The organism is Bacillus sp. LJBS17, assembly GCF_019334685.1.
Taxonomy (GTDB): domain Bacteria; phylum Bacillota; class Bacilli; order Bacillales; family Bacillaceae; genus Bacillus; species Bacillus subtilis.
The window spans coordinates 725150-750181 of record NZ_CP079759.1 but is presented as its reverse complement, the minus strand read 5'-3'; the positions used below and the strand labels follow the sequence as shown (position 1 = coordinate 750181).

General features: G+C 49.7%; 21 protein-coding genes and 2 pseudogenes. All 23 read right to left on the bottom strand.

What is annotated here, in order from left to right; genetic code table 11:
- Nucleotides 1-25: 25 nt before the first annotated feature.
- The 23 genes and pseudogenes from KXZ66_RS03800 to KXZ66_RS03690 all read right to left on the bottom strand — a co-directional run bounded on the left by KXZ66_RS03800 (nucleotide 26) and on the right by KXZ66_RS03690 (nucleotide 24961).
- Nucleotides 26-2599: an exo-rhamnogalacturonan lyase family protein gene (locus KXZ66_RS03800; protein WP_151870346.1), complete on the bottom strand. Its 2574-nt coding sequence runs from the start codon at nucleotides 2597-2599 to the stop codon at nucleotides 26-28.
- A 43-nt stretch (nucleotides 2600-2642) separates the two neighbouring features.
- Nucleotides 2643-4634: a beta-galactosidase YesZ gene (gene yesZ / locus KXZ66_RS03795; RefSeq protein ID WP_219144812.1), complete on the bottom strand. Its 1992-nt coding sequence runs from the start codon at nucleotides 4632-4634 to the stop codon at nucleotides 2643-2645.
- Nucleotides 4635-4641: 7 nt separating this feature from the next.
- Nucleotides 4642-5295 (bottom strand): rhamnogalacturonan acetylesterase, encoded by a 654-nt coding sequence (locus tag KXZ66_RS03790; protein ID WP_003233813.1) that lies wholly within the window; start codon nucleotides 5293-5295, stop codon nucleotides 4642-4644.
- Nucleotides 5296-5451: 156 nt separating this feature from the next.
- A complete protein-coding gene (rhgX, locus tag KXZ66_RS03785; RefSeq protein WP_219144811.1) occupies nucleotides 5452-7290 on the bottom strand; it encodes a rhamnogalacturonan exolyase in 1839 nt (612 codons plus the stop codon).
- Nucleotides 7291-7335: 45 nt separating this feature from the next.
- Nucleotides 7336-9198: a rhamnogalacturonan lyase gene (rhgW, locus tag KXZ66_RS03780; RefSeq protein WP_219144810.1), complete on the bottom strand. Its 1863-nt coding sequence runs from the start codon at nucleotides 9196-9198 to the stop codon at nucleotides 7336-7338.
- A 120-nt stretch (nucleotides 9199-9318) separates the two neighbouring features.
- Nucleotides 9319-9945: a YesL family protein gene (locus KXZ66_RS03775; RefSeq protein ID WP_151870348.1), complete on the bottom strand. Its 627-nt coding sequence runs from the start codon at nucleotides 9943-9945 to the stop codon at nucleotides 9319-9321.
- Nucleotides 9942-10604: a YesU family protein gene (locus KXZ66_RS03770; RefSeq protein ID WP_151870349.1), complete on the bottom strand. Its 663-nt coding sequence runs from the start codon at nucleotides 10602-10604 to the stop codon at nucleotides 9942-9944. Before KXZ66_RS03770 ends, KXZ66_RS03775 begins: the two co-directional genes overlap by 4 nt.
- Complete coding sequence (rhgT, locus tag KXZ66_RS03765; RefSeq protein WP_151870350.1) at nucleotides 10597-11295, bottom strand: rhamnogalacturonan acetylesterase; 699 nt, start codon at nucleotides 11293-11295, stop codon at nucleotides 10597-10599. The genes KXZ66_RS03770 and rhgT overlap by 8 nt, the downstream gene beginning before the upstream one ends.
- 13 nt (nucleotides 11296-11308) lie before the next feature.
- The gene (yesS, locus tag KXZ66_RS03760; RefSeq protein WP_049140821.1) at nucleotides 11309-13594 is read right to left on the bottom strand and encodes a transcriptional regulator YesS; all 2286 of its coding nucleotides are present in this window, start codon (nucleotides 13592-13594) and stop codon (nucleotides 11309-11311) included.
- Nucleotides 13595-13616: 22 nt separating this feature from the next.
- Nucleotides 13617-14651: a rhamnogalacturonyl hydrolase YesR gene (yesR, locus tag KXZ66_RS03755; protein WP_032677444.1), complete on the bottom strand. Its 1035-nt coding sequence runs from the start codon at nucleotides 14649-14651 to the stop codon at nucleotides 13617-13619.
- Nucleotides 14652-14666: 15 nt separating this feature from the next.
- Complete coding sequence (locus KXZ66_RS03750; RefSeq protein ID WP_015252615.1) at nucleotides 14667-15557, bottom strand: carbohydrate ABC transporter permease; 891 nt, start codon at nucleotides 15555-15557, stop codon at nucleotides 14667-14669.
- 3 nt (nucleotides 15558-15560) lie between these two features.
- A complete protein-coding gene (locus KXZ66_RS03745) occupies nucleotides 15561-16490 on the bottom strand; it encodes a carbohydrate ABC transporter permease (RefSeq protein ID WP_003233835.1) in 930 nt (309 codons plus the stop codon).
- On the bottom strand, nucleotides 16487-17770 hold the full coding sequence (locus KXZ66_RS03740) for an ABC transporter substrate-binding protein (RefSeq protein ID WP_049140818.1): 1284 nt from the start codon (nucleotides 17768-17770) through the stop codon (nucleotides 16487-16489). The genes KXZ66_RS03745 and KXZ66_RS03740 overlap by 4 nt, the downstream gene beginning before the upstream one ends.
- Nucleotides 17771-17873: 103 nt before the next feature.
- Nucleotides 17874-18980: a two-component system response regulator YesN gene (yesN, locus tag KXZ66_RS03735; protein WP_049140817.1), complete on the bottom strand. Its 1107-nt coding sequence runs from the start codon at nucleotides 18978-18980 to the stop codon at nucleotides 17874-17876.
- Complete coding sequence (gene yesM / locus KXZ66_RS03730; RefSeq protein WP_019712808.1) at nucleotides 18980-20713, bottom strand: two-component system sensor histidine kinase YesM; 1734 nt, start codon at nucleotides 20711-20713, stop codon at nucleotides 18980-18982. The genes yesN and yesM overlap by 1 nt, the downstream gene beginning before the upstream one ends.
- Nucleotides 20710-21339, bottom strand: coding sequence for a YesL family protein (locus tag KXZ66_RS03725; RefSeq protein ID WP_103803325.1), 630 nt, complete (start codon nucleotides 21337-21339; stop codon nucleotides 20710-20712). The genes yesM and KXZ66_RS03725 overlap by 4 nt, the downstream gene beginning before the upstream one ends.
- Before the next feature lie 114 nt (nucleotides 21340-21453).
- Nucleotides 21454-21757: pseudogene (locus tag KXZ66_RS03720) on the bottom strand (YesK-like family protein).
- A 22-nt stretch (nucleotides 21758-21779) separates the two neighbouring features.
- Nucleotides 21780-22322 carry a GNAT family N-acetyltransferase gene (locus KXZ66_RS03715; RefSeq protein WP_021481270.1) on the bottom strand — a complete coding sequence of 181 codons (543 nt, stop codon included), beginning with the start codon at nucleotides 22320-22322 and terminating at the stop codon, nucleotides 21780-21782.
- 124 nt (nucleotides 22323-22446) lie between these two features.
- Complete coding sequence (gene cotJC, locus KXZ66_RS03710) at nucleotides 22447-23016, bottom strand: spore coat protein CotJC (RefSeq protein ID WP_003233850.1); 570 nt, start codon at nucleotides 23014-23016, stop codon at nucleotides 22447-22449.
- 14 nt (nucleotides 23017-23030) lie between these two features.
- Nucleotides 23031-23294 (bottom strand): spore coat protein CotJB, encoded by a 264-nt coding sequence (gene cotJB, locus KXZ66_RS03705; RefSeq protein ID WP_003219491.1) that lies wholly within the window; start codon nucleotides 23292-23294, stop codon nucleotides 23031-23033.
- The gene (gene cotJA, locus KXZ66_RS03700; protein WP_003219489.1) at nucleotides 23278-23526 is read right to left on the bottom strand and encodes a spore coat-associated protein CotJA; all 249 of its coding nucleotides are present in this window, start codon (nucleotides 23524-23526) and stop codon (nucleotides 23278-23280) included. The genes cotJB and cotJA overlap by 17 nt, the downstream gene beginning before the upstream one ends.
- A 126-nt stretch (nucleotides 23527-23652) precedes the next feature.
- A pseudogene (locus KXZ66_RS03695) lies at nucleotides 23653-24521 on the bottom strand (NAD-dependent epimerase/dehydratase family protein).
- Nucleotides 24518-24961 (bottom strand): nuclear transport factor 2 family protein, encoded by a 444-nt coding sequence (locus KXZ66_RS03690; RefSeq protein WP_015715468.1) that lies wholly within the window; start codon nucleotides 24959-24961, stop codon nucleotides 24518-24520. Before KXZ66_RS03690 ends, KXZ66_RS03695 begins: the two are co-directional and overlap by 4 nt.
- Nucleotides 24962-25032: the final 71 nt, after the last annotated feature.

Genomic DNA, 25032 nt, shown 5'->3' with positions numbered 1-25032 from the left:
CATTTATCCTATGAAATTCCGGCTGTTATCCTTTTTTGCCCGATGTTTCTTTTTTTGCCGGAAGGGAATCTCCGATCAGTTCCAGCGCCGCTATGACATTTAAGCACCATTGAGAGACAGTGTTCGTTGTCACCCATGGAAGCTCCTCTAGCTGCGTCCATGTCTCGATGCGCTCTGGTTTGATCGGAAGCGGCGTATGACTGAGCTTATCTTCTAGCAAAAGATTCCACGCTTTGGCGGCGAGATGAGGATCTTGCTTTTTTCTTGCGGCGTAGGCTGTCATACCGGCGGCGAACATCGGCCAGTGAAAATGCCCGTCATGAAGAGCGCCTCCGCTTTTTTTCCGTTTTTCCTCATCACTGAGTGTGTAAAATTCGCCGAATTCACTCAGCATATCTTCCCATTCCCGGTCATCAAGAAGCTCAGCCAGCTCCATCCACACTTGCGGCGCGCCGAAGGCAATGATCATATGATATCCGCCCGCAATGCCGTCTCCCATATGATGAAGCATCGAGGTCGCCGGATCATATTCAAATGTCGGGCCAGATAATAAGCGGAGCGGCAGCCGCTTCAGACAGTTGATTCCCGTTTCGATTTTTTTGAGATATTCCGGATTTTCGGTCCGCTCCCATTCCGCCAGCCAGTTCGAGCAAAACGCCGCCCAGTCCGGTCCCGTTCTGGCGTGAGTCGGGTGCTTGCCTTTCTCGTAAAAAGCGCGCATCGGATCGGTTTTGACAAGGGCATAATCGGCATCCTTCACTTCTGTCAAAAGATCTCCCGTCCGGTCATCACCCGTCAGATAATAATAGAATTTATAAAGCCCGGCCATGCTGATTCTCGCTTCCTTGCAGCCGCATCCCCAGTGCACAACGTTATGCCGTGAACCAAGCCCGGCGTATTCACCGAGGTGAAAGCTGTCCGTTTCGCTCGTATGGCGGGTCATGGCTTCTGCCATGCGAAAGATATCCTCTCTGCCTGAGCGGAAAAACGCCTGCCACAGCCATAGGGTCGGAACGAGCTCATTGTTTTGCCATGCGTATCCGCCGAGATCGTACCGCCACATATGCCGGATCGGGTCATACGTATGCATGACATCGCCATAATGCCAAAAACCGTACCATCTGCGTTGCTCTACTTCCTTTTTATAAAACAGAAAGGCCGCATCAAGCTGTTCTTCCAGCTCTTTTTTGAGCGGATGGGATGTGTCAATGATGCTCCATACCCCGAGTGCTTTTGATTCGTAATAGACGTCCGGCTCGCATACAATGAGCGGCGGCGCCTGCCATTTGTCAGCCAGCGCATTGAGGACTTCGTCAGACGGCATGTGCGAAAAGCACGCCAGGCTTATTTCATTTGTGTTCGCAATGCCTGTCGGATCAGAGCGCATTTCATCAAAGCCTTCATACGCGCTGGCCACGTGGGTGTTTCCTGTATAATGCCGCAAATCCATCGCTTCGCCGTCCGGAGGCCAAAGCCAGATAGTCATTTTGGGGCGGCTGCCGGCAAGACCTGTGATTTCCAGTGCTGAAGGATATTTCTCAAAGAAATACCGCAGGCCGAGAGCCACACCGCCATTTTTTCCGCCCGCATAGCAGAGCCCCTTCGCCCGGCTGCCATGCAGCATTCCAACCCACGCATAATCTTTTCCGGTCCGTTTTGACAGGCTGTAATGATCGCTGGAATCTTGCACGAGCTTGACATCGTCCCAAACCGCATTCTGTGTGCCATGTGCAAACCATTCCTTATGCTCTTCATCTGGAGACAGCATTTCGCCATTGATTTGTTTTTCATAAAGCGGATATCGTTCATTGAATTTACGTGTGCCAAACAGTTGGGCGGGTTCTTTGTACATCCCTTTCTCTCCCGCAAAGCGGAAATGGCGGTTGTACGGCTCTCCCTCCAAAAAAAGGTCGAATTCGATGCCGAGCCCCTTAACGAATTCTAGTTTACCGCTCCTGTCAATCAGCTGCGTGTGCACAAGGCCGATCTCAGACAGCCCGGCATAAAACGTTAATCGGATGACAAACGGCAGCCATTCCTCATACGTTTTATGGAGCACATGCACTCCCTCGATTTTGACTACTGCTTTGACAGGACCACTCTGCTCAATCGCCGCCCGTTTGATAAAGCTGGCAGACCTTTCATGCAAAAAAACCGTTTCCGCCGCCGACTCTTTTCTCGTTTCTCTTATTGCAACGAGCCTCCCGCCTGCGGCGATCGGCTTTCCGTTGATCTGCAATGATTGAATGAAATCAGATCCTGTTTTATGAATGGTACAAACGAGTGCTCCTGTATTCACTTGGATGTCATGCTCTGTCTCAAGAATGCTGAGCGATTCAGTTGGCTGCGGCACTTCTCTTTTGCGAACTGTAAAGCTTTGGTTTTCCTGACCGCCAAACACCGCCGCGTGCTTCGTCCACTTGATGCTCCCGTCCGGCCAATAGGCCGACGGTTCGCTTTGCACATATCGCGTTTCCGCGTTTTCATTCATAAGCGCCAGACGGTCTCCCTTTTTTAATTCTCCTTTTTTCCATGGCACGCCCCACGTCACGCCGCTTGTCAACTTTGGCTGTTCTGATAACCATTTGATCTTTTTCATCGGTCTCTCCCTCCATAGAAAAAAGCTGATTCGATGCAAAGAATCAGCTGTGATTGTCAAATTGAATCACACGGTATTCATGCGGTCCGACCGCCAGCCTCCCCGCCTTTTCCAAACGGTTCGTCAACAGATCTGTTCCCGCTTCCGGCAGTGTCACACTTCCTCCTTTTCCATCCATATTCACGATGATCCACACAAGGCCGTTATCGCCTTTGCGCGGGGCAACGATCGTGCCGGGTGTTACATCCGAGCGGACAGAAATGGCTGCCTCAGCGGCGTAATGCCTGACAAGCGCCTCCAGCATCGCATCCCCTTCTTTCCCGGATGGAAGCGAGCCCAGCATGACAATTTTCCCCTCGCCGTAATTCCGTTCCGTCAGAAAAGCATGGCCCGCCCCCGGTCCTGCTTCAACCGTGCCAAGGGTGTTTCCGCTCTCTGTGTCAAACACCGCGCTCCATAGTCCGAGCGGCGCCGTGATGCCAAACGCTTTTCCTGCATTCACGTTCTCATTCATCGGAAAGGTAAAAAGTGTTTTGATCCCTGACGTTTTCTCAAGTTCGCCAAGTCCGCAATCGGTATGAATGGTATGCTCGCATGTGCGCCCTCCTGTCAGCGGCCCGGTGATCCAGATGCCGCCCGCTTCAGCGAATGCCGAAGCTTTTTTGATAAATTCAGAAGACAAATACGGCACAAATGGCGTAAACAGCAAGCGATAGCCGTCCAGTGGAGCGCCTTCCGGAATAAGGTCACGGTGAATCCCCGTGTTGAGAATACGTTCATAAAAATGCGTCACAAGCGAACGATGCCGGAGTCCCCGGTGAGGCTCAGTTTTAATAAATGCTTTTGCTCTGTCAGAGTAAGTCATCGCCGCCTCGGCTTGAACGGGTTCAGTCGATAGAATAACAGGCTCGATTTCCTTTCTTGCCCGCTCAACCGCCAGCACATTTTGGTAGCCAATGGTGGGTTCGCCCCAGGCACTGAGAACCGAACCGTGGGAAATCTCGCTGCCTGAACGCTGCTGTCGCCATAGCCAGTAGCAAAATCCCTGGCTTCCTAAGGCGTAGGACGATACGGCTTCGGCCTGCAAATACCCGTCTGCGTGCGGGTAAGCGGAGCTTTCAAGCGAGGCGGCATACGACGGACTCGTTTCCAAAATCCAAAACGGGCGCCCTTGTTTCAGATTTCTCCATAAATCACAGTTCAATAAAAAGGCAGAGGCGTTTTCCTGCGAAGCGTACGTGTCATAGGAGGCAAAATCGAGATTCTGAAACATTCGCTCATTGTCCACGCTGAACATGACTGATCCGTTATGCGTGATCGGCGCATCTGAATAGCAGCGGATGATTTTGGCCTGTTCATCCGCAAACGAAGCGATCATCTCCATCGAAAACAGCTGATACATAGTGCGTAAAGAGGCGTGATGCAGAAACGGGGCCGGTCCCGGCTGCGGGACTTGCTCAAACGTCTGATAGGTTTCGCTCCACACATCGGTTCCCCAAGCTTCGTTTAACCGCTCAATCACCCCGTAGCGATTTTTGAGCCAGTCATGCCATAAGCGCATGCATGTCTCACACATGCATTCTGCAACATGGCATTTAAACTCATTGTCTAGCTGCCAGCCGATCAGCCCCGGGAGCCGGCCAAGCTCCTTGGCGATGGCTGTGGTGATGATAGCGGCTTTTTTTCGAAAAAACGGGTTGTTCGTGCAGGCATGCTGACGGGAGCCATGCCCCATGATCTCTCTTTTTTCATTGGCATGCATGCGTTCGGGCCGGCCATGTGAGAACCAAATCGGCGGGGTAGGCGTCGGCGTGCACATAATCGTTTCGATCCCGCTATCATACAGCCGGGCGATGATTTCTTTGAAAAAACCGACGTCAATTTTTCCTTCTTCAGGTTCCATGACAGACCAGGCAAATTCGCCGATCCGCACAACATTTACGCCAACTTCACGCATGATGTCAATGTCCTGCTGAATCGTCTCTTCATCCCATAATTCCGGATAATAGCAAGCGCCATGATACAGTTTTCTCATCACATTTTCACCTTTCTTTGATGATCGATTCTGTCAATGGCAGGCCGAGCTCCTTTATGCCTTTTGCCACAAGTTTCGCCATTTCATTTGCGCCTTTTTTTGTAAAATGCGTGTAATCGTTAATCCCTTCTGAAATCATAAAATAGGTGTATACTTTTTCCTCGCCCTTCTCAGTAAAGAAAGCAAGGCTTTTCTCCATCAGATCAATGAGCTGGACATTCTCCTCTTCAGCCGTCTGCTTCATGGCAATGCAGTAATCTGGAAAATCGTTCAAAAACACACCGTTTTCGTAATGAAAGCGGGCTACGGGGGTAATGAGAAGCGGATGGGCGCCTTTTTCCCGCGCGCCTGCGATATACTGCTTTAAATATTGTTTATAAGTAGTGTAGGGCTCGGTGTAGCGCTCCGGCTTATTTTTCGACGCGTCATTATGGCCCATCTGCACGAACAGCCAATCATCCGGCTCGATCACATCGAGGATTGCCTGAAGCCTGCCCTCTTCCACAAATGTTTTCGAGCTTCTTCCCCCGATCGCTCTGTTGATCACCTGAATATGCTCCGGCAGATGCGAGCCGAGAAACTGCCCCCAGCCCCCTTGATTTGTGCTGTCTCCATACGTTTGAACAGTCGAATCGCCGGCAAGATAAATATGATTTGCCATTTTTCATTCCCCCTCGTTTTTTATACAGCTTCCATCACGGATAGCTCTTCCCTTGAAAAAACCGGTGCGTACAGCGTTTGTGCATTGGTTCGTCCTGCCCGTTCTCTAATCATCTTGTCGTAGCGTTCAGCCTTTGCGTCTTATCCCTTAGTCCTCCTACAGCGGCGCCTCCGCTTTACTTCCCGCTATGTACAGGGCGGGCTTCGGCGGTTTTTTCATTCCCGTTCCGAGGTAAAAGCTCGTGTGCGGCGGCTGGTTGTAGGCGGTATTCTGCCAGGCGATGCCGAGCCTGTAAACCGGATCATGCATCAGCGTGTAAAAGCGGTGGCGGGTGAGATGTGTCGTTGTATAGATACGGAGCGCGCTGCTGTCTTCCGTTCTCCATATCACTTCTTCCCGCCAGTCTCCGAACAGGTTGGCCTGAAGAACCGGGTTTCCTTTCGTGCCGTTGTTGGACAGCACGCCGGCCGGCTGAAATATCGTCTTCAGACACCCGTTTTCAGCATCCCATTTTTCAATCTTTGGCCTGCCGATCGTTCCGTCCCAGTCATGATCAAGCAGTTCTCTGACCAAATCACCGTCCCACCAGATGGCGAAATTGGCTGAAGGGGGCGCTTTGTCGCTGATTTTTTCGCCTTTGCTCGTGAAAAGTCCGTACGACATGCCATCATTGCCCGGCGGATCAATTCCCCAGACGAGCGACCCTTTGTAGCTTGGGTCAATATGAGCCGCCATGCCCCGGCCAACGTCAGTTCCAGCATGGACGCCCCATAATATCTCACCAGTTCCGGCATCTCGCAGTGACAGTCCGTACGGCTTCGTGGCGTCCTCATGCACCTGGAACACTTCAAGCCCTTTTCGTGACGGGTCCAGATCCCCTACATGCATCGCGTCTCCGTGCCCGAGCCCCGTTGAGTACAGGCCGGTTCCGTCATGATCGACAGCCATTGCGCCGTATATGATTTCATCTTTTCCGTCTCCGTCGATATCCGCCACGCTTAAGCTGTGGTTCCCCTGTCCTGCGTACGCTTCATGTCCCGGCTGGTTGGAGTCAAATACCCAGCGTTTTTTGAGCCTTCCGTTTCTGAAATCGTATGCCACGAGCACGGCTCTCGTATAGTAGCCGCGCGCCATTACAAGGCTCGGCCGCTCCCCATCCAAATAAGCGATCCCGGCGAGAAAACGGTCCATCCGGTTTCCATAGCCGTCTCCCCAATCCTCCAGCTTGCCGCGGGGCGGTTCATATTCCACGGTCGTGAGCGCCTCACCGGTTTCTCCTTTAAACACCGTCAAATATTCCGGACCGGACAAAATTCTGCCCTGTTCGTTTCTAAAATCGGCATGCTCATCACCGATGATATGTCCTTTCCCGTCTGTTGTGCCGTCAGCTGTTTTCATGGCGATTTCTGCTTTTCCGTCACCATCCAGGTCATACACCATAAATTGCGTGTAATGAGCACCCGCCCTGATGTTTCTGCCGAGGTTGATGCGCCACAAAAAGGTGCCGTCCAGTTTATAGGCATCTATGAGCACCTCCCCGGTATAACCGTCATGAGCGTTGTCTTTTGAATTGGATGGGTCCCACTTCAGGATCATTTCATATTCTCCATCCCCGTCTACATCCCCGACACTAGCATCATTGGCGCTGTAAGTGTACGGCTTTCCGTCCGGCGTCACACCGCCTTCCGGTCTGGCAAGCGGAACCTCCAGGACATTTTCCTGCCAAACACGAGCTTCCTTGGAAAGCTTTTCTTCCCGTCCTTTATTGACAGCCGCCACTTGATAAACAGAGTCAGCCGTTCCGTTTTGATCGAGAAAATTAGTGCTTTCAGCGATTGGATCGCGTGTGATCCGCTTTCCATCCCGATAAAGGTGAAAAGCCGTCGTCTCATGATCTGTTCCGAGAAAACGCCAGCTGACAAACACGCCCTGATCTGTCTTTACCGCAATCAAACCTCTGGTCAAGTATTCCATTTGCCTCTTTTTTGGTTTCATTTGATGGGAACGGGCTGCGCGCAGCCCGCTCCTTCCCCCTTTCAGTTAAGGCGTATACATATTTGGTTTTGGCTGTTCCGCCATGCCGTCTCCTAAAAAGAAGCTTGTGTGCGGCGGCTGGTTATAGGCGACATTTTGCCAGGCGATGCCAAGCCGGTACACCGGATCGTGCATCAGCGTATACAGCCTGTGCTCAGTCGGAATGGTCGTCGTGTAAATGCGCAGAGCACTGCTGTCCTCCGTTCTCCACACGACATCCTCGCGCCAGTCACCGAGCAGATCAGCCTGAAGCGCCGGTGTTGCTTTTGTGCCGTTGTTAGCCGCTGCGCCTGATGCAGTCAGCACATTTTTCGATACGCCGTTTTGATAATCCCACTTATCAATTCGGTTGCTGTCCAGCTGTTCCCGGAGCAGATCGCCGTCCCACCAGATGCCGAAGTTGGTCGAGGACGGAACCCCGCTTCCAATTTTGACCCCTTTCGCTGAGTAGAGAGAACCGTTTGCCCACACTTCCTGTCCCGGATAACGCGGGTCAATATCAGCAGCCATTCCCCGGCCTACATCCTTGCCGGCATAAACGCCCCAAAGGATTTTTCCGGTTGCAGCATCCCGGAAAGATAAGCCGTATTTTGCATTTTTGTCCTCATGAACTTGAAACACCTCAAGCCCCGGCCGGCCCGGATCAAGATCTCCTGTATGGAGGGCATCCCCATGGCCTAAGCCGGTCGAGTACATGCCTTTCCCGTCATGATCAACAGCCATTGAGCCGAAAATAATCTCATCTTTTCCATCCCCGTCAACGTCCGCGATGCTCAGGTTGTGATTCCCCTGTCCGGCAAACGCTTCATTTCCTGACTTTGAGGAGTCCAGCGTCCAAAGCTTTGACAGCTTTCCATCCCTGAAGTTATAGGCAACTAGCATGGTTTTAGCGTAATACCCTCTGGTCATGATCAGGCTCGGCCGCTGTCCATCAAGGTAGGCAATGCCGGCGAGAAAACGGTCAACACGGTTGCCGTAGCTGTCACCCCAATCCGACACATTGCCGCGCGCCGGTTCAAAATTTGCGGTGACAAGCTCTTTCCCGGTTGAACCTTGAAACACAGTGAGATATTCAGGGCCTGAAAGCACACGCCCCTGTTCATTTCTGTAATCTGCATTGGCATCTCCAATTACTTTGCCCGTGCCGTCTTTTGTCCCGTCTGCCGTTTTCATTGCCACTTCCGCTTTTCCGTCACCATCAAGGTCATACACCATAAACTGGGTGTAGTGCGCGCCCGCTCTGATGTTTTTGCCGAGATTGATCCGCCATAACTTTGTGCCGTCCAGTTTATACGCGTCAATCAGCACGTCACCCGTATAGCCATCCTGTGAATTGTCTTTTGAGTTGGACGGGTCAAATTTCAGGATCAGCTCGTATTGCCCGTCACCATCCACATCGCCAACACTTGCGTCATTAGCGCTGTACGTGTAAGCTTCACCCTTTGGCGTCGTGCCGCCAGCCGGTTTATCCAGCGGGACGGAATGATACGGCTGCGCCCATACGGAGGCTTTTTCAGAAGCCGGCTGTTCGGTACCGTTTACAACAGCACGAACCGTATACGTTGAGCCCGCCGATCCGTTTTTATCCACATAGTTCGTGGTTTTGACAGGCGCAGCATTCAGTTTTTGCCCGTCTCTGTACACATTGAACAAAACAGATGCGTTTTCGGTTCCAAGAAACCGCCAGCTGACAAAAATGCCCCCGTCCGTCTTGACCGCTACAAGCCCCCGGTTCAGCGCTTCCATCTGCCGCGCTGCCCCTTCAGCTTTCACAGGACATACAGAGGTTCCCATCACCAACAAGACCAGCAACGTAACAGCGGTAAACATGCGTTTCCTTCGTGTAATCATCAGACAGCTCCTTCTCATTTATCTGTAAGCGCTTACTTAAATTGAATTTTATGCGCTGTGTGAGCTGTCTTCAATTTCACTTTTTTGCATCTGCCTATTTCGGACACTGCACTTTTTTGCGTATTTGTCACTTTTTTGTTACCCGGCTTGATGGTGCTGGGCCTCCGTCTTTTGAAATCCCCTAAGAGCAAAAAACATCAACACAAGCCCAAATAAACACGGGCCGTAAAATGGGATCAGGCCAGGAAGCGTATAAAGCAAATAAAGGACAAATCCGCACCCGATCAGCATACAGCCGGTTGTCAGCGGTCTCATGGCGCCAAACAGCAGTGCCTGCGGAATATATTTGCGAAGCGGGAGCTGGTAATGCACATAAAGGGGAAACACATACATCAGCGCGATGATATACAAAAGCCCTGCAAGCAGCGTGCAGCTTGTTACGGCAAAGGACAGCCAATCCGTACTGGCAGAAAAATAATGATAGTTGGCAGACAATATGAGCAAAAGAGCCGAAAACGCCAATCCGATCGCATTAACCTTGAGAAACTCTTTTTTATAGGTATCGAGAAATAACGAAAATATCGGGACATCCTTTTGCCCCATCAGCCATTTCCTTATAATGACACACATCGCGGCTGTGCTCGGCGCCCATCCGAAAAGAACGCCGCCCAAAAGTGTAAACAACAGCCACAGCCCGTTGAGCCATGCTATTTTCACCACCGCTTCGCAGCCTGCATAAAGCGTGTCCGTTACAGTCGTCTTCATCTTCTCACCGCTTGATGTACAGCAAAATCCCTATAAGCTGCTTTCATGGGGGCCATCTGCCGGAACCCGATTTTTCCTTTTGTTAACACAGGCCCATATGTGCTGCCGTCGTCCATCCACTCAAGAATGGGCAGACCATTGATTGAAAAGTGCACATAGCCTTTGTCTTTGATCAGCTTCATACGATACGGAGAATCAGCGTCGTCTGGAGAAGGCAGCGGATCGGCCCCCATTGCGGCGAGGTGGAAACCGCGGCTTTTTCTTAAATTGCAGGTGCGGAACGCTCTTTCCTCCGGGTATTTTCTGCGGAAATACGACAGGTGGAGCGCATTGATGTCCCCCGAATGATACTCGGGGTATTTTCCCGTTCTTTTCTGGAGACTTGGATCAAACAAATCCTCGCCTCCCATTCCCGCAGAAGAAAAAAACAGCATACACAATCCCGGCTGCTCGATCGGAGAGAAGTCCCATGTCACAATGATGCCGTCTGGAAAGGTTTCCGGACACCAAAAGACAAAGTGCACATCGTCCTGGACATGTGACAGGTGCAAGCTGTAATCGTCAAATGAGATCTGTCCGCCTCCCTCCATCCGCCAGTCCTTCACATCGCTTTTAGACCGGAGCGGATTGCGGTACAGGCACGCGCCTTCCTTATACATGTTCTTTCCCCTCCCGGCTCACAAGGTGGTTCTTAAGCGGAAGTCCGAGCTCTTCAATGCCTTCTGCCACAAGCTTCGCAACCTCCACTGCACCTTCTTCCGAAAAATGCGTATTGTCCTCAATGCCGTCCGGGTAATTCGGATGTTCATTCGGCTGAAACCAAACGAACAATCGCTTCGACTCCTCCGGCCCGTATGCTTCATACAGCACCTTTGTTTTCGCAAGCAGATCAATCACAGGTACATCGAGCTCCTTCGCCAGTGCTTTCATCGCATCGGGATACTCACCGAGCGTATGCTCGATCCGTCCGTTTTCATCAAAGCGGCGGCGCTGCACCGATGTGACGAACACAGGATGCGCGCGCTTTTCGCGTGCCGTATCTGCAAACAAGGTAAGAAACTGCTGAAATGTGGAGTACGGCTTCGTCCCCCGCGGTTTTTGGTCATTGTGGCCGAATTGAATCAACAAATAATCGCCTTGTGTGATGTGCTCGGCAATTGCTTGAAGCCTTCCTTCCTCCACAAAAGAATTGGTGCTCGCTCCTCCTTTGGCATGATTGCGGACCAGCACATCTTCAGAAAACAATTGCCCGAATACCTGCCCCCACCCCGCCATCGGCGCTTCATGAGGCGGGCAGTCACTCACAGTGGAATCTCCCGCTAAAAATACTTGAATTGGTTTCTTCATCACATGTTCTCTCCTTTCACGGCGTTTCCTGATACATTTGCCTGAAGACACCCGGCGGCATGCCGACCTGTTTTTTAAAAATCCGGTTAAAGTAATTGTGGCGGTAGCCGACTTCTTCTGACACGTCATGAATTTTTTTATTCGTATTGACCAGCAGTTCTTTCGCCTTTTCGATTCTGATCTGGGTCACATAATCGATAAAATTAATGCCGGTCACTTGCTTAAATGCCTTGCTTAACGTATATGAATTCATGCCAAGCGCATCGGCACAGCTTTCCAATGAAATATCCGCCATATACTGTTCGTGAATCATCGCAATCACACGTTCTGCCAGCTGCTTTTGCTGTCTGTTTTTTCTGCCCTCAAGCTTGGAAAGGTAAGGCGTCACCACTACATCCATCAGCCAGGCCGCCGCTTCATTAGGTTCGCGCAATTCTGAAATATCAAGAAACGGATTCCGGTGCTGAAATAGTTCGCTGGGATTGAGCCCGGAATGCAAAATATCCTCCTGAATGCGGGAAAACAGCTGAATCAGGGCGGAATGCACATGCCTGTCTATGGCTGCCTTTTCCGCCAGTTCCCTCATACATCCATCTATCAGTTCCTTGGCTTCCTGTTTTCTTTCCAGCCGGATGGCCTGAACAATTTGTTTTTCCAGCTCAAAGGGGTAATAAGGAGCGAACTGCTCATTCTGAGGAAAGTCGGCCTGCAAATCAATGACCTGATCCCGGTTAGCAAACTGCCTGCGGGATTTGCCGCTTTTCACATTCTGAAATAAAGAAGGGATTTCCGTGATACGCTCCGTTTTGCTGCTCAATGTCGAGGTCAGGCATAGTCCGGTTACATCCCCAAATTGGCGTGCCAGCTCCGTTATATACGCCTTCAGATCAGAGCTGTTTGTTTTCATCACAAGAACGGTGATAGAAAGCCGGCCGATATCAAGTATGGAGAGCTGAAAAACGCGTTTATCCGCCAATTCCTCAGCGATATTAGTCAGTGTAAACACAGCGAGCTGTTCATCATCGCAACAGAAGATGCTTTTTTCACAGCGGAGTCCTGTCACCTGTAGATCAAGCACATGAAACACGTTTCCGCCGATGTTCCAGCCGGCCTCCTCCATCCGAGATCTGAGACTGTCCTCGTTGTCATAGTAAAAATCCCCCTGCAAGAGGTGCTGCAAAAAACTTTTTTTCATATGGGGCGTCTGCCGCAGGAGCTGCTCTTGGAGCTTCCGGCTTTCAAGGGATAGATCCTGCCATCTCTTTTCAATCCACTTGAATTCATCCTGCCCGGACGCCTGCCATACTTTCTTCTCTCCTCCGGTAAACAAGCCAAGCAAATGCTGAATGGGACGATAGATTTTTTTTGATGCATACCATGTCATGCATACCGCCAAACCGATGCAAATGACCAGCATCACGATGATCACTTTTGATAAAAACACCATCGGCGCTGTAATAGCTGAAAGAGGCGCCGCTGACACAAAGGTCCATTGCTGATGCATCCGGTTCATTTCTCCAAAGGAGACAGAATACACCTTGCCTTCCCATTCCAACTGAAAATGGCCGTTCTCAGCAGGCTGTTTTTTTATCTCTTGAAGTAAAGTCTTTTCAAAATCTTTTTCCCCTTCATGAAACAGCACCTCTTGATTTTGATCTAAAAGTAGCGCACTGCCATCAGGATAGGGGGACAAGCTTTGCAGGATTGATTCCATTTCTTTCGGATCAACCGCCAGCATGATCGCGCCGAACGGTTTCTCCGCCGCGCCCGGAATGAGCTGGATCAGCATCGCTTGTTTTCCCGACCGTTTCCAATAAATGCTGTGGTCTGAGGCAAGCAGCGAGCGATACTTGCGAAGCGCCTCCTGTTCTGTCAAAGCGCTGTATTCAGGGCTCAGCACAAGTGGCCGGGGGCTGTTCAGAAAGATGGAAGCCTGCTCGATCAGCGGCTGCTGGTCCCGCAAAAGAAACAGCTTTTTCGTTAATTGATAGGAGAACGTAAAGTCTTTCTCCAAATCCCTCTCGGCCAATCCATTCATCAGTGAAGAATCGTAGGCCATCTGGGTGAGTGCCAGTTCAAGCACTCCCAGCTTCTCATCCATTCGGCTGACCTCACGCGCCACCTGTGTTTCATGCGATCTCTGCAGCTCTTTCTCCACCTTGTCGATCGAAAGAAAGTAGATTGCGCCGCCAGTCAGCAATCCGGGAATACAGGCAATCAGCAAAATGAAGACAAAGTTTCTTTTGAAATACGTTCCCTTCCAGCGAGAAACCCGTTCCTTCTGTTGAGGCTGTTTTTTCATCCCTTTCCCCCCGCCGCTGTCTTTACTGATACACGCGTTTTTTCGTTTTCAAAACATCAGCAAGAAACGTCAGCGCAAGTCCCTGCCCCCATCCTTGTATTCGTTTGTAAGGCACCTGTTTGTATCCTTCGGCATTTTTCATGACGGCTGTCCCGGCCGATACCCTGCTGACCCGTCCGTCCTCTTCCACTGCATCCAAAATGGCGGCAAGCGATTTCTGCACATATTTTGTATACAGCTTTCCGCTCGACATCAGAGCAGAAGCAATACCCGCTGATGCCGAAACCTCCAGATAAGAATCCGGATCATCCAAAATCGTATGCCACAGCCCTGATTCATCCTGAAGCCGGACAAGCGCGCTCAGCTGGTCTCTGAGCGATCCGTCGATGATCATAAAGGAAGGATGTGTCACCTCAATGAGCGGGAGCGCCTTTGCCATCGTGAGTGCCGCCCAGCCGTTCGCCCTGCCCCAATAAATCCCCGACAGATGATTTTGCGCTTTGTTGTCCCAGGCGTGGTAGTACAAATTCGTGACAGGGTCCTGTAGCACATCCTCATGTCCGTGAAACTGGCGCAGGCCGTCTTCAAAATAATCCTCACGCTCCATGACCCGCCCAATTCTCAGCATAAACAGCCCAGCCATCATCAGCGTATCCGCCCATGCCTGCTCAGGAAACACATATTCTGCCGCATTCACCGTATGCTGAAGGATACCCTCGCCAAAGCGCGGCGCCTTATGCAGCACATATTCCGCCATCTCGGCCGCTGTTTCCAAATACACGTCATCACCCGTCACCTTGTGGAGGAACAAAAGCGTATGCCCGATGGAAACTCCGTTGATTGAAAGCGGCGGCAGCCCATCCTCCAGCTGTTCATCCACCCACGTTTTTAACAGATTGATATATTCCTCGTTTTCCGTCGCTTCATAGGCCTCCGCCACGCCGTAAAACGCGACGCCGCCCGGCCAATCCCACGCAAAATCCATCTGAAATGTCCGTTTCACGATCCGGTCAATAACCGACGTCACCTTTTCTTCATCAAAGATAAGCTGTGCCATCTGCAACACTCCTTTTTATTTTAATCCGGTCGTACTGATGCCCTGAACGATATATTTCTGAAACAAAAAGAAAACAAGAATCACAGGCAATAACGAGACGGCTGACATGGCAAACATCGCGCCCCAGTTCGAAGCCGACTCTGTATCGAGAAAAAGCTTCAGCGCAAGTGAAACAGGGTAAAGCTCCGGCTTATTCAAATACAAGAGCGGCTGAATCAGCTCCTCCCACTTCCAATAGAAGGAGAAAATCGCAGACGTCGCAAGCGCGGGGGCAATCAGCGGGAGAATGATCCGCCAAAAGCAGGCAAAGCGTCCGCATCCGTCGATTCGCGCGGCTTCATCCAGCTCCTCGGGAATCGTCCGGATAAACTGGATCATCAGAAAGATAAAAAACGCATGCCCGAAAAATTGCGGAACGACAATTGGTTTAAAGGAATTCAGCCAGTCTAATTTCGCAAACATAATATACTGCGGAATCATCAACACTTCATGAGGCAGCATTAACGTCCCCATCATGCACGCAAACCAAAATTTTTTTCCCTTAAACGGAATACGCGCAAATCCGTACGCAATGACAGCCGATGACAGGACGGCACCGATTGTTGACAGTCCGACAATGATCGCCGAGTTTTTAATAAACGTCAGAAACGGCTGTCCCGCGATACCCTTCCACCCTTCAGCATAGTTACTGAGAATAAAAGGGTCGGGAATGAGAGAATGTGAGGTTGTAAAAATACTGGCGCTTTCTTTAAACGAGCTGACAAACAGCCAAATGACCGGGTACAGCAGCAACACCGCCAGCGTTGCCGTAAAAACATGGAACAGTATGCGTTTGGGACTGACGCGACCGGCTTTTTTTCTTTCTAAAACCGGGGCTTTTCTGACAGGCTCGTTGACCGGCTCCATCCGTCATTCCTCCTTTGACTCGTAATGAACCCAATATGATGATGTTTTAAACAATATGAGCGTAATCAGCCCGACAATGACAAGCATGACCCACGCCATCGCCGATGCGTAGCCCATTTGAAAATAGTTAAACGCACGCTGGAACAAATAGAGCGAATAGAGAAGTGTCCCGTCAAGCGGCCCGCCCTCGCCCTTCGAAATGATATAGGCAGGTGTAAATGTCATAAAAGCAGAAATCGTCTGCATCACTAGGTTAAAGAAAATAATCGGTGTAAGAATCGGAAGCGTGATCTTGAAGAAACGCTGCACCCGATTTGCCCCATCCACACTTGCCGCTTCCAAATACGAAGACGGAATGTTTTTCAGCCCGGCCAGAAAAATCAGCATTGACGACCCGAACTGCCAGACGGACAGCAGAATCAATGTCCACAGCGCACTTGTCGGATTCTGGTACCAAAGAATTTTTTGATCAATCCCGACAAAAAACAGCAGCGCATTGATGACCCCGTCATTGCCAAATATATTGCGCCACATAATCGCCACGGCGACGCTCCCGCCGATGATCGAAGGCAGATAAAAGAGCGTTCTGTAAATGGCCGTTCCTTTTGCTGCATTGTTTAAAATGACAGCGATAAAAAGCGCGAAGCCGAGGCGGAGCGGAACCCCGGCAAGCACATACGTAAACGTCACCTTCAGAGACTGCCAATACTTTTCGTCACCCGTAAACATTTCCTTAAAGTTGTCGAGCCCGATCCATTTCGGCGCCGTAAACAAGTCATAACTCGTGAAGGACAGAAACAGGGACGCCCCCATCGGAATCACCGTAAAGCATAGGAACCCGATGATAAACGGAGAAATAAAAGCATATCCCGCCAGATTGTCTTTTCTAATACTCCGGCTTTTTTTCATTGCGTCAGCCCCATTTCCCGTCAATTATTCCTCTCTAATATCTCATTGGCCTTTTTCCGGAACGTTTTGGCGGCTTTTTCCGGCGATACCTTCTGATACAGAATCTGATCTGACGTATCCTTCAGCAGCTTGATGACCTCCGCGCTTCCCACAGGCTCTGGCGGATCGGCTTTGCTGATGTTTTTTGACGCGGTTTCTACATACTCCACGATGTTGGTTTCTTCCTCATTCAGCTTCGGTTTAATCGCATCCGCCACCTTGTCGGAGACTGGAACGCCTCGCTCGCCTTTAATCAGCTGGTTCGCTTCCTCATTATTCACGAAGAAATTAATAAATTTCGCTGCCTCTTTTTTATGCTCAGAGCTTTTCGGAATGGAAAACAGCATACTCGGCTTCAATGTCAGCGCCTTTTCCTTCATTTGCTCCGGCGGCAGATAGAGAGACAGCGGCGAGTCTGTCAGCCGGGCAAAGCCCAAATATTGATTGGAGTAGTTCCATGTAATCGCTGATTTGCCTTTGACGATAAAATCGTCTTCCATCCCTTTAATCTGTGCGCTTTCATCAGGTGTTGGGGACGTTTTCGCTTTCACCAGCCTCAGCTGCCGCTCAAAGTAATCGACAAACAGCTGATCATCTTGATACGCGAGGCCAGTGCCGTCTTCTTTATAAAAGCGCTCACCCTTTGTGCGCAAATAATAAGGGAAGAAAATATCAGGCGGATGCATTCCGTTGGAACCGTAGACACCGGCTTTTTCCTGAAGATCATACGCCAGCTTCTCGTAATCCTCCCACGTCCAGTTTTCCTGATTGATAGACACACCGGCTTTTTTCAGCAAATCATCATTCGCAATCACAGACAGCACGTTGACACCTAGCGTAAATCCATAAAGCTTATTGTCGATTTTTCCGCCCGACAGCATATTCTCGTCGATTGAACTGACGTCAATCGTCCCATCCTTTGTATACGGCGTTAAATCTTCCAGCTGGTTCTTCTTTCCGTATTGGGCTAAGTAAGCGGTATCCATTTGAATGACATCAGGAAGCTGGCCGGCGGCAGACATGGGCGCAAGCTTTTTCCAGTAGTCATCCCAGTTCGCAAATTCCGCTTCAATATGGACGTGCGGATTCTTTTTCTCGTAAAGTTCAATTACCTTTGTCGTATAATCATGCCTTGGCTGCCCGCCCCACCACGCGATTCTGAGTGTAACGTCTTCTTTTTTTCCTGAGGCCTCTTCACCCGCTGAACATCCGCTGAAAAAAAAGACGCAGACAAGGGATAACAGCACGTAACAAATCTTCTTCAAACCAATCCCCCCTTTAATGTAAGTGCTTACATTTTATTTTAAAGCGTTCGGATAAGGCGAAACACTCAAAAAACAGTGGCGAAAGTCAAAAAAACAGAGATGGCTATCCTGCGGAAGCGCCTCCCTGTTTTCTTCTGAATTCTGACGGTGTCAGACCGGTATATTTTTTAAAAACAAGACTGAAATACTTCGGATTATCGCCAAATCCGATTTCTTCAGCAATTTCTGATACACTCGCGTCCCGCCTCATTTTCATCTGTTTCATCGCATGTTCAAGACGCACTCGTGTAACATATTGGGAAAATTTCTCGCCTGTTTCCTGCTTAAATAATTTCCCGAGATAATCAGGATTCATAAACAGCATATCCTTCGCCGCCCATTTTAAGGACAGATTCGGATTTCCGAGCTCGTCGGCAATAAGCCTGATCATTTTTGAAATCACTGCGCTCCCATGCAGGTCACCAGACGCTTCAGCTGTGTCACGAAACAGCTGCCCCGCGTGCCGGAGTTCTCCCGCCTGACTGATGGCCATCTTGCGGTCCGCAAAAACCTCCGCCGCCTTTTCAGCGGCGTTCTCCTCTACGGCGAGCACTGTCCATTCTCCGCTGCTGCAAACCGCTGTCAGTGCCGATCCGAGTGCCTCTCTGGCTGCGGCATCAATAGATTGTTCCCCTTTTAAGATCAAGAGGCGGATCTTTTTTCCGGCAAGTGAAGGCGGCGGAGACAACTGGGCTACACCTGCGATCAAGCCTTCCAAGTATTGATCGGCTGCAAAGGAACGGATATGGTCCAGCTCGTGTTTCAGATGGGCTGTTTTCTTTTTGTGCACATCTTGCCGCTTCAGCTCAGCAATGATTTCCTCCAGCGAGCTGATAATCTGCTGTTCATTGCAGGGTTTCAGCAAATAATGCTTCACCCCATATTTCATGGCTTCCTTTGCGTACTCAAACTCTCCAAACCCGGACAGGACGATAAATTGCACCGACGGACTGATGGCTGACACCTTTTTGATCAGCTCAAGCCCGTCCATACCGGGCATTTTGACGTCTGTGATGACGATATGCGGCTGCTTATGTACAATCTTTTCATATGCTTCATGTCCGTTCTGCGCTTTACCGATCAATGAGGCGCCAAGCGACTCCCACTCAATGATTCCTGCCATTCCATCAAGGATAATCCTCTCATCATCAGCCAGCAGTATTTTATACATCACACCACCTCATTTCGGCACGGTATTGTGATCACAATCCTCGTCCCCTTTTCATGCTCACTATGAATCCGCAAGCCGTATGGCTCTCCGAATGTCAGGCTGATACGCTCGCGAATATTCCAAAGTCCGATTCCTCTTCCGCCCGTTGATTCAAGAATCCGTCCATCCATGCCAGGACCGTTATCTTCGACCGTAATACAGACACATTCCTTTGCCTTTTTGGCCTGAATCCGGATGGCGCATGGCCTTGTAAAGGGTTCAAGCGCGTATTGAATCGCATTTTCCGCAAGCGGCTGGAGCGTCAGTTTCGGAATGAGGCAATGCTTCACCTCATCGTCAATATCCAACGTGAAATTCAGGCGCTCTTCAAATCGAAATCGCTGAATGGTCATATAGTGACGTAAAATGTCCGCCTCCTCCTGAATGGTCACGATATCCTTTTTCATATGTATGCTGTTTCTCAGAAGAAAACCGAGCGATTCCACCATTTTTGAGATTTGCTTTTGCTGATTCGCCTTGGCCAGCCAATTGATGGACTCGAGCGTGTTATATAAAAAATGCGGATTGATCTGGGCTTGCAGTGCTTTCAATTCGGTTTCTTTAATAATGAGCTGTTTTTCCACATTTTCTTCCATCAGCTCATTAATCCGTTTCATCATGACAGTAAAATGGCGGTTCAGCATGCCGGCCTCATCCTGTGTATGTTCCGGCAGAGAAAGCGACACACCTGCTTCAATACCGCCGTGCTGTACCGATTTCATCGCGGTCACAAGCTGTTCAATCGGCTCCGTGATGCTGTTGGCGATTTTCCTTCCGAAAAGCAAAACCACACAGAAAAAGAGGAGAAAGCATGTGCCGATCACTGTTTTCATAAAGGAAATTTTCGCGAACATCTGATCAAAGGGGATAACGTTATAGTAGCTCCAATTTTGGTAGGATGATTGAAGATAAGAAATAAAGTAACGTTTGCCATTCTTTTTTATCAAGTCATAACCGGGGTGCTTCAGCGTCTCTTTTGCTGCCTCAGGAACATGCGCTGATGCATGTGCCGTATACACCAAATTCCCGCCTTGGTCAGCAATCATAATGTCTCCGACTGAATCGCCCCAATCCTTCGGCACATCACGAATCATCTGTTTTACATTGACTTGGATCAGCACCATGCCCAAGCCGTTCAGACTCAGCTGGTGATAGGACCTGATCTGCCGTGCTGAAATCAGGACAGGATCTGACCCGCCGAGCGTCATCCAAAGATTTCTTCCATTTTTCGCTTTCGCTCGCTTAAATACCTCTTCCTGCTCCTGCTGCAAAAGATCTGAAGAACTGCTTCCGGCTGAATACTCTGAGCCGCGGGCATCAATCAAATGAATGGAATCGATGTACTTTTCATCGCTGGCATATCCCGCAAGCTGATCCCAAAGCTCCTGCTTCATTTGATATTGATCATACGTATCATCCCGATTTTGCATGCTCAGGATGCGCTGAATCTGTTCGTCTGTAATGATTTCATATGACACATCCTCTATCTTCTTCAGCTCGTCTTCGATCCTTTCAGAAGACATCCGAAGCACCTCCGAGGACTTGCGGTAAATCTGCTCATCATACACATGAAAGGCATACTGGACCCCGCTGTATACAAACAGAAAGGATACGGCCATAATCAACGATAGAAACACAAACAGCTTATCCTTAATCTTCATCCGCCTGTACCAGCCAGCAACTCTTTTCTTCATGCCGCCTTTTCTTTCTCCTGCCGCTGATCCATTGACCGAAACGCTTTAAAGGACAGCTTCGTTAAGATCAGGCTGAGTAAACTCCCGCTGAAAAACAATAGAAACGTGACATGAAACAGAACGAGACAAAGCACACCGACAGCGCCCGCTGCCATCAAAAGCGTCACCGCCGGACGGCTGAAAGCAATCAAAAAGCTGATGCTCAGCACCTCTCTGATTTTTACATCAAAATGAGAAAACACCGGGAACACATACAGCACAACAAACACGAAAATCAAACTAATGCTCAGGAATACATTGACGAGCACAGGCTGGTCCATCTGAGCCGCTATCCGCATATCCGCAAACAGAAACAGGGCAGCCGTCACAACGATAAGCCCGAGGATCTGTGATGCCCGCCATTCCTTTTTAAACGTCCGAAAAAAGACAGAAAACACCGGGGCATCTGTATTCCCCTTCGCCCATTCTCTCGCCACTGTAAACATCGCGGCAGTAGCGGGCATCAGCCCAAATACAACCAGGCCTGCAAGAGAAAACAAAATCCAAAGCACATTCAAATAGGCCAGTCTCATCACCCACGTACAAAAACGATTCAGCCCATTTGTCACACTGTGTATCATCAACATCACCTTCCCGCTTCGGAAAACGCTTTCATTTTAAAGTAATATGTATTTCTCCTTTCGAAAGAAAATTCCTGCCGTTCTGTGAAAATTTCGACATGATGAGAGACGGCAGCAGCCTTATCTTTTCCTGTAACGCCGGATGGCCTTATCGATCAAATATCCGGCAATGGCTCCGAAAATGACATTGAATCCAAGCATTCCGAGCGCAGCCCCTTCCCAGCCGCGTACATACACGAGGCTGTACCAGATCGCAAACACACCAAGGACGATCAGCCCGGCCAACATCCATTCCGGCCGACTTTTGTCAGGAAATCTCATCTGCATCAAAACGGATACGCCAGCAAACAGACAAGCCGTCACAATCCCTGTCACAAATAAAATTGGCCACACATCGCCTGCCCTCCCTTTTAGAAAAAGACAAAAAAGCCCCCTGCAAAGGACGCTTATTCTGCCGAAATCTCTTTCTCAAACAAATGATATCCGGACGCATCAGCACCCATGAATTCATATCCCATACGCCGATAAAAGGAATGCAGGGCGTCGCTATCAGCGACACAGTCAAGCCGGATCCGTGTTTTTCCCGGAAAGTGTATGCCCGTCTCCGCCCACTGAAGGACGCGGGCTCCAAGCCCCTGTCCCGCAAATCGGCGGCTTACTGCGAGGCGGTGCAAATAAATGGACTCCTCATGCCCATCGTCTCCCCAAAGCGTCCGGTCCCACTCGCTCGGTTCAGGCAGCAGCATCACGACAGCCGCAAGCTCTTCATCTTTTTTAAACACAAACACATGTCCCTTTTCAATTGACCCCGTGATATCATGTATATCTTGCCCTTTCAGAAGTCCGCTCCATTGGTTAGAACCCCGATCCCGGAGCCATTCAGCTGTTCGGACGAGCAACCCGGTAATCGATTCTGCATCCTCATAGACGGCCGGACACGCGTAAAATCCATCTGCAATCGTTTCGTTCTCAATCTTAAAAGCTGACATAAAGGCCTCCCAATCAAAAAGTAAGCTTGCACACACACCTTGATTATAATGCAGACCAAACTGCAAAAACAGACCATTTTCTCTGTATGTAAAAGGGTGTATGAAAGAGAGGCCAATCTGCCTATTAGAAAATCTTCTTTTTATCCCGTTCTTCTTTTAAAATTTCAACCGCTTCTCTGAAGCGCATAGAGTGTACGATTTCACGCTCACGCAAAAAACGCAGGGAATCGTTTAAATCAGGATCATCCGAAATATCAATCAGCCATTGATACGTCGCCCGCGCCTTTTCTTCTGCGGCAATATCTTCGTATAAATCGGCAATCGGATCGCCCTTCGCTTGGATATAGCTCGCGGTAAACGGCACGCCCGCCGCATTATGATAAAAAAGCGCGCTGTCGTGATTGACGTAATGATCGCCAAGCCCGGCTTCACGCAGCTGCTCCGGTGTGGCGTCTTTTGTTAACTTATAGACCATGGTCGCAATCATTTCCAAATGGGCAAACTCCTCCGTGCCGATATCTGTTAAAAGGCCGATGACCTTATCAGGAATCGTATAACGCTGGTTCAAATACCGGAGAGCTGCGGCCAGCTCGCCGTCCGCTCCGCCATACTGCTCAATCAAATACTTCGCCAGCGTCGGGTTGCACGTACTGACCTTGACAGGGTATTGCAGCTTCTTTTCATACACCCACATTCAGGCATTCCTCCTTATACTTGCCACGGCCATGGCCCTTTTCCCCAATCCCAATCCTTGCCCGCGGGGCTGTTGCCGAACTGCAGAAGCGGTCCGTAAGAGGATTCGAACTGTCTTTTTAAGTGCCTTGAATAGCCGGAATATTGATTGAATTGCTTCAGCGCATCTTCATCATGAGGATGTGTATTTAAATAAAGACTCAGCTCAACAAGCACAAAATCAGCAGCCTGTATTTGCTCAAGCTGACGATAATATTCGGCGTCAACCTTTTTTGCCATGTGCGTCTCCCCCTCGATAAGGGTTTTCATAAAAATCATAGAGATCCTTCCAAAGGGTGCCTTTCCTCAAAGCCTCCATCGGCGAAAACTGCTCCATGTGCTCAGGCTGAAAGGTCATATAAAGGTTAGGGGGCGTTCTGTAATATTTCTTCCCTATGGGCGGACAGGGATCAAAACGGCTGTGAAAGGGCGTATATGATTTGACAGGCGTAAACGGCTGCATATCCTTCATTCCGGCTCCTCCTTTCTCAAAAACAATGACCTTAATAGGTATGAGGCAGGAGGCATGATTATGACTGAAACACGACTTAGCTTTTTCAATAAGAAGACCTTCGGAAGCGCCGAAGGTCTTTCTAGACTATTCAGTCCAGAATGAGGTCAGTGTTTCCAATATGCAGCATGAGCAGCCGCAAACTCTGACAGCGAACGAGGTTCTTTTCCCGTCACACGCTTCACTGTATCCGTTACCCGATGTTCCGCACCATGGCTGATTGCCTCATCAAGCTTCGCCATAAAATGGGCATAATCCGCGGGCAAACCTCCTGCCTCCATTTTATGCTGCAGCTCGGAACGAGAAATGCTGACATGCTCCACCCGGCGTCCCGCCGCAGCTCCAATGATCTCCGCCGCTTCGGCATAGCTCAGCGCCTCGGGACCTGTCAGAATATGATGTGTTTGATGAGGAACATCATCAATCAAAGCCCTGACGGCTGTTTCTGCGATGTCATCAGCGTCAATAAACCCAAGTTTTCCTTCACCCGAAGCCGTTGTGATGCGCCCCTCCGTTTGAATAGACATGCGATGCTGGACATTGATGAAATTTTGCATAAAGTATGAGGGCCGCAGCACCGTCCATTCTGGAAACTCGCGCACTGCCTGGTGAAGCGCGCCAAACACGGGACCGTTCTCGGAGACAACAGACGCACTTTGCATCACTACCCGCTTTGCGCCGAGACGCTTTGCTTCCTTTAAAAAGGGAAGCACATAGGGAGCCGGATCAAGTACACCGACCGGAGCAACAAGATAGATGTCTTTTACCTGTTCTAGAGCAGGCGTAAAACTGGAGGCATCCTTCCAATCAAAATACACATGCTCCGCACTTGCAAGCGCGCCCTTTTTTCGGCTTGCAATACGCACTCTGTATCCCAGCTTTATTAAACGGCTGGCGATTCGGCTGCCGACTGTGCCAGTCCCGCCCGTGATTAAAATCGGATTCTGTTTCATCATTTCCCACTCTCCTCTGTTTGCAAAAATGATCCTCCAAAGGCCTCTTTTACAACAAGCGGATTCCAATAATCCCTATAACGCACAATGCGGCCGTCTCTCGTTTCGATGACACTGATATAGCTTTGGCGATAAGGCAGTCCAGTCTCAATCACATGGCCGTCACATTGAAACTCCGCAATCACCGTATTCGAGTCTGCTGAACGGTACACTGTCGGAGTGGTAAATGAAGAAAGATGGATCTGCTTAGGATAATCCTTAATATAGTTGTAAATGGCCGCTTTTCCTTCTATTCTTTTTGGTGATCCCTCCGGCGCATAAGGAAACTCAAATACAGCATTCTCATCCCAAAGCTCCATCCAGCTCTTCATGTCCTTCTCAAGCATATAAGCCATAAACTTTCTCAATGTTTCACATGCTTTTTCAAATTCATTCATCAACATTCATCATCACCTCTTTTTTTATTTCCAGACCATTCAGTCCAAAAAATACACACATGGGCAAAGCATTCTTT

Bases quoted from the DNA above. Each gene is read 5' to 3' on its own strand.
- KXZ66_RS03690 (WP_015715468.1), bottom strand. From the start codon at position 24,961: ATGTTGATGAATGAATTTGAAAAAGCATGTGAAACATTGAGAAAGTTT.
- cotJA (WP_003219489.1), bottom strand. From the start codon at position 23,526: ATGAAGGATATGCAGCCGTTTACGCCTGTCAAATCATATACGCCCTTT.
- cotJC (WP_003233850.1), bottom strand. From the start codon at position 23,016: ATGTGGGTGTATGAAAAGAAGCTGCAATACCCTGTCAAGGTCAGTACG.
- KXZ66_RS03725 (WP_103803325.1), bottom strand. From the start codon at position 21,339: ATGTTGATGATACACAGTGTGACAAATGGGCTGAATCGTTTTTGTACG.
- yesN (WP_049140817.1), bottom strand. From the start codon at position 18,980: ATGTATAAAATACTGCTGGCTGATGATGAGAGGATTATCCTTGATGGA.
- yesM (WP_019712808.1), bottom strand. From the start codon at position 20,713: ATGAAGAAAAGAGTTGCTGGCTGGTACAGGCGGATGAAGATTAAGGAT.
- KXZ66_RS03770 (WP_151870349.1), bottom strand. From the start codon at position 10,604: ATGTATAAGGAAGGCGCGTGCCTGTACCGCAATCCGCTCCGGTCTAAA.
- yesS (WP_049140821.1), bottom strand. From the start codon at position 13,594: ATGAAAAAACAGCCTCAACAGAAGGAACGGGTTTCTCGCTGGAAGGGA.
- yesZ (WP_219144812.1), bottom strand. From the start codon at position 4,634: ATGAGAAAACTGTATCATGGCGCTTGCTATTATCCGGAATTATGGGAT.
- KXZ66_RS03775 (WP_151870348.1), bottom strand. From the start codon at position 9,945: ATGAAGACGACTGTAACGGACACGCTTTATGCAGGCTGCGAAGCGGTG.
- KXZ66_RS03790 (WP_003233813.1), bottom strand. From the start codon at position 5,295: ATGGCAAATCATATTTATCTTGCCGGCGATTCGACTGTTCAAACGTAT.
- rhgW (WP_219144810.1), bottom strand. From the start codon at position 9,198: ATGAGAAGGAGCTGTCTGATGATTACACGAAGGAAACGCATGTTTACC.
- rhgX (WP_219144811.1), bottom strand. From the start codon at position 7,290: ATGAAACCAAAAAAGAGGCAAATGGAATACTTGACCAGAGGTTTGATT.
- cotJB (WP_003219491.1), bottom strand. From the start codon at position 23,294: ATGGCAAAAAAGGTTGACGCCGAATATTATCGTCAGCTTGAGCAAATA.
- KXZ66_RS03715 (WP_021481270.1), bottom strand. From the start codon at position 22,322: ATGTCAGCTTTTAAGATTGAGAACGAAACGATTGCAGATGGATTTTAC.
- KXZ66_RS03800 (WP_151870346.1), bottom strand. From the start codon at position 2,599: ATGAAAAAGATCAAATGGTTATCAGAACAGCCAAAGTTGACAAGCGGC.
- yesR (WP_032677444.1), bottom strand. From the start codon at position 14,651: ATGGCACAGCTTATCTTTGATGAAGAAAAGGTGACGTCGGTTATTGAC.
- KXZ66_RS03750 (WP_015252615.1), bottom strand. From the start codon at position 15,557: ATGGAGCCGGTCAACGAGCCTGTCAGAAAAGCCCCGGTTTTAGAAAGA.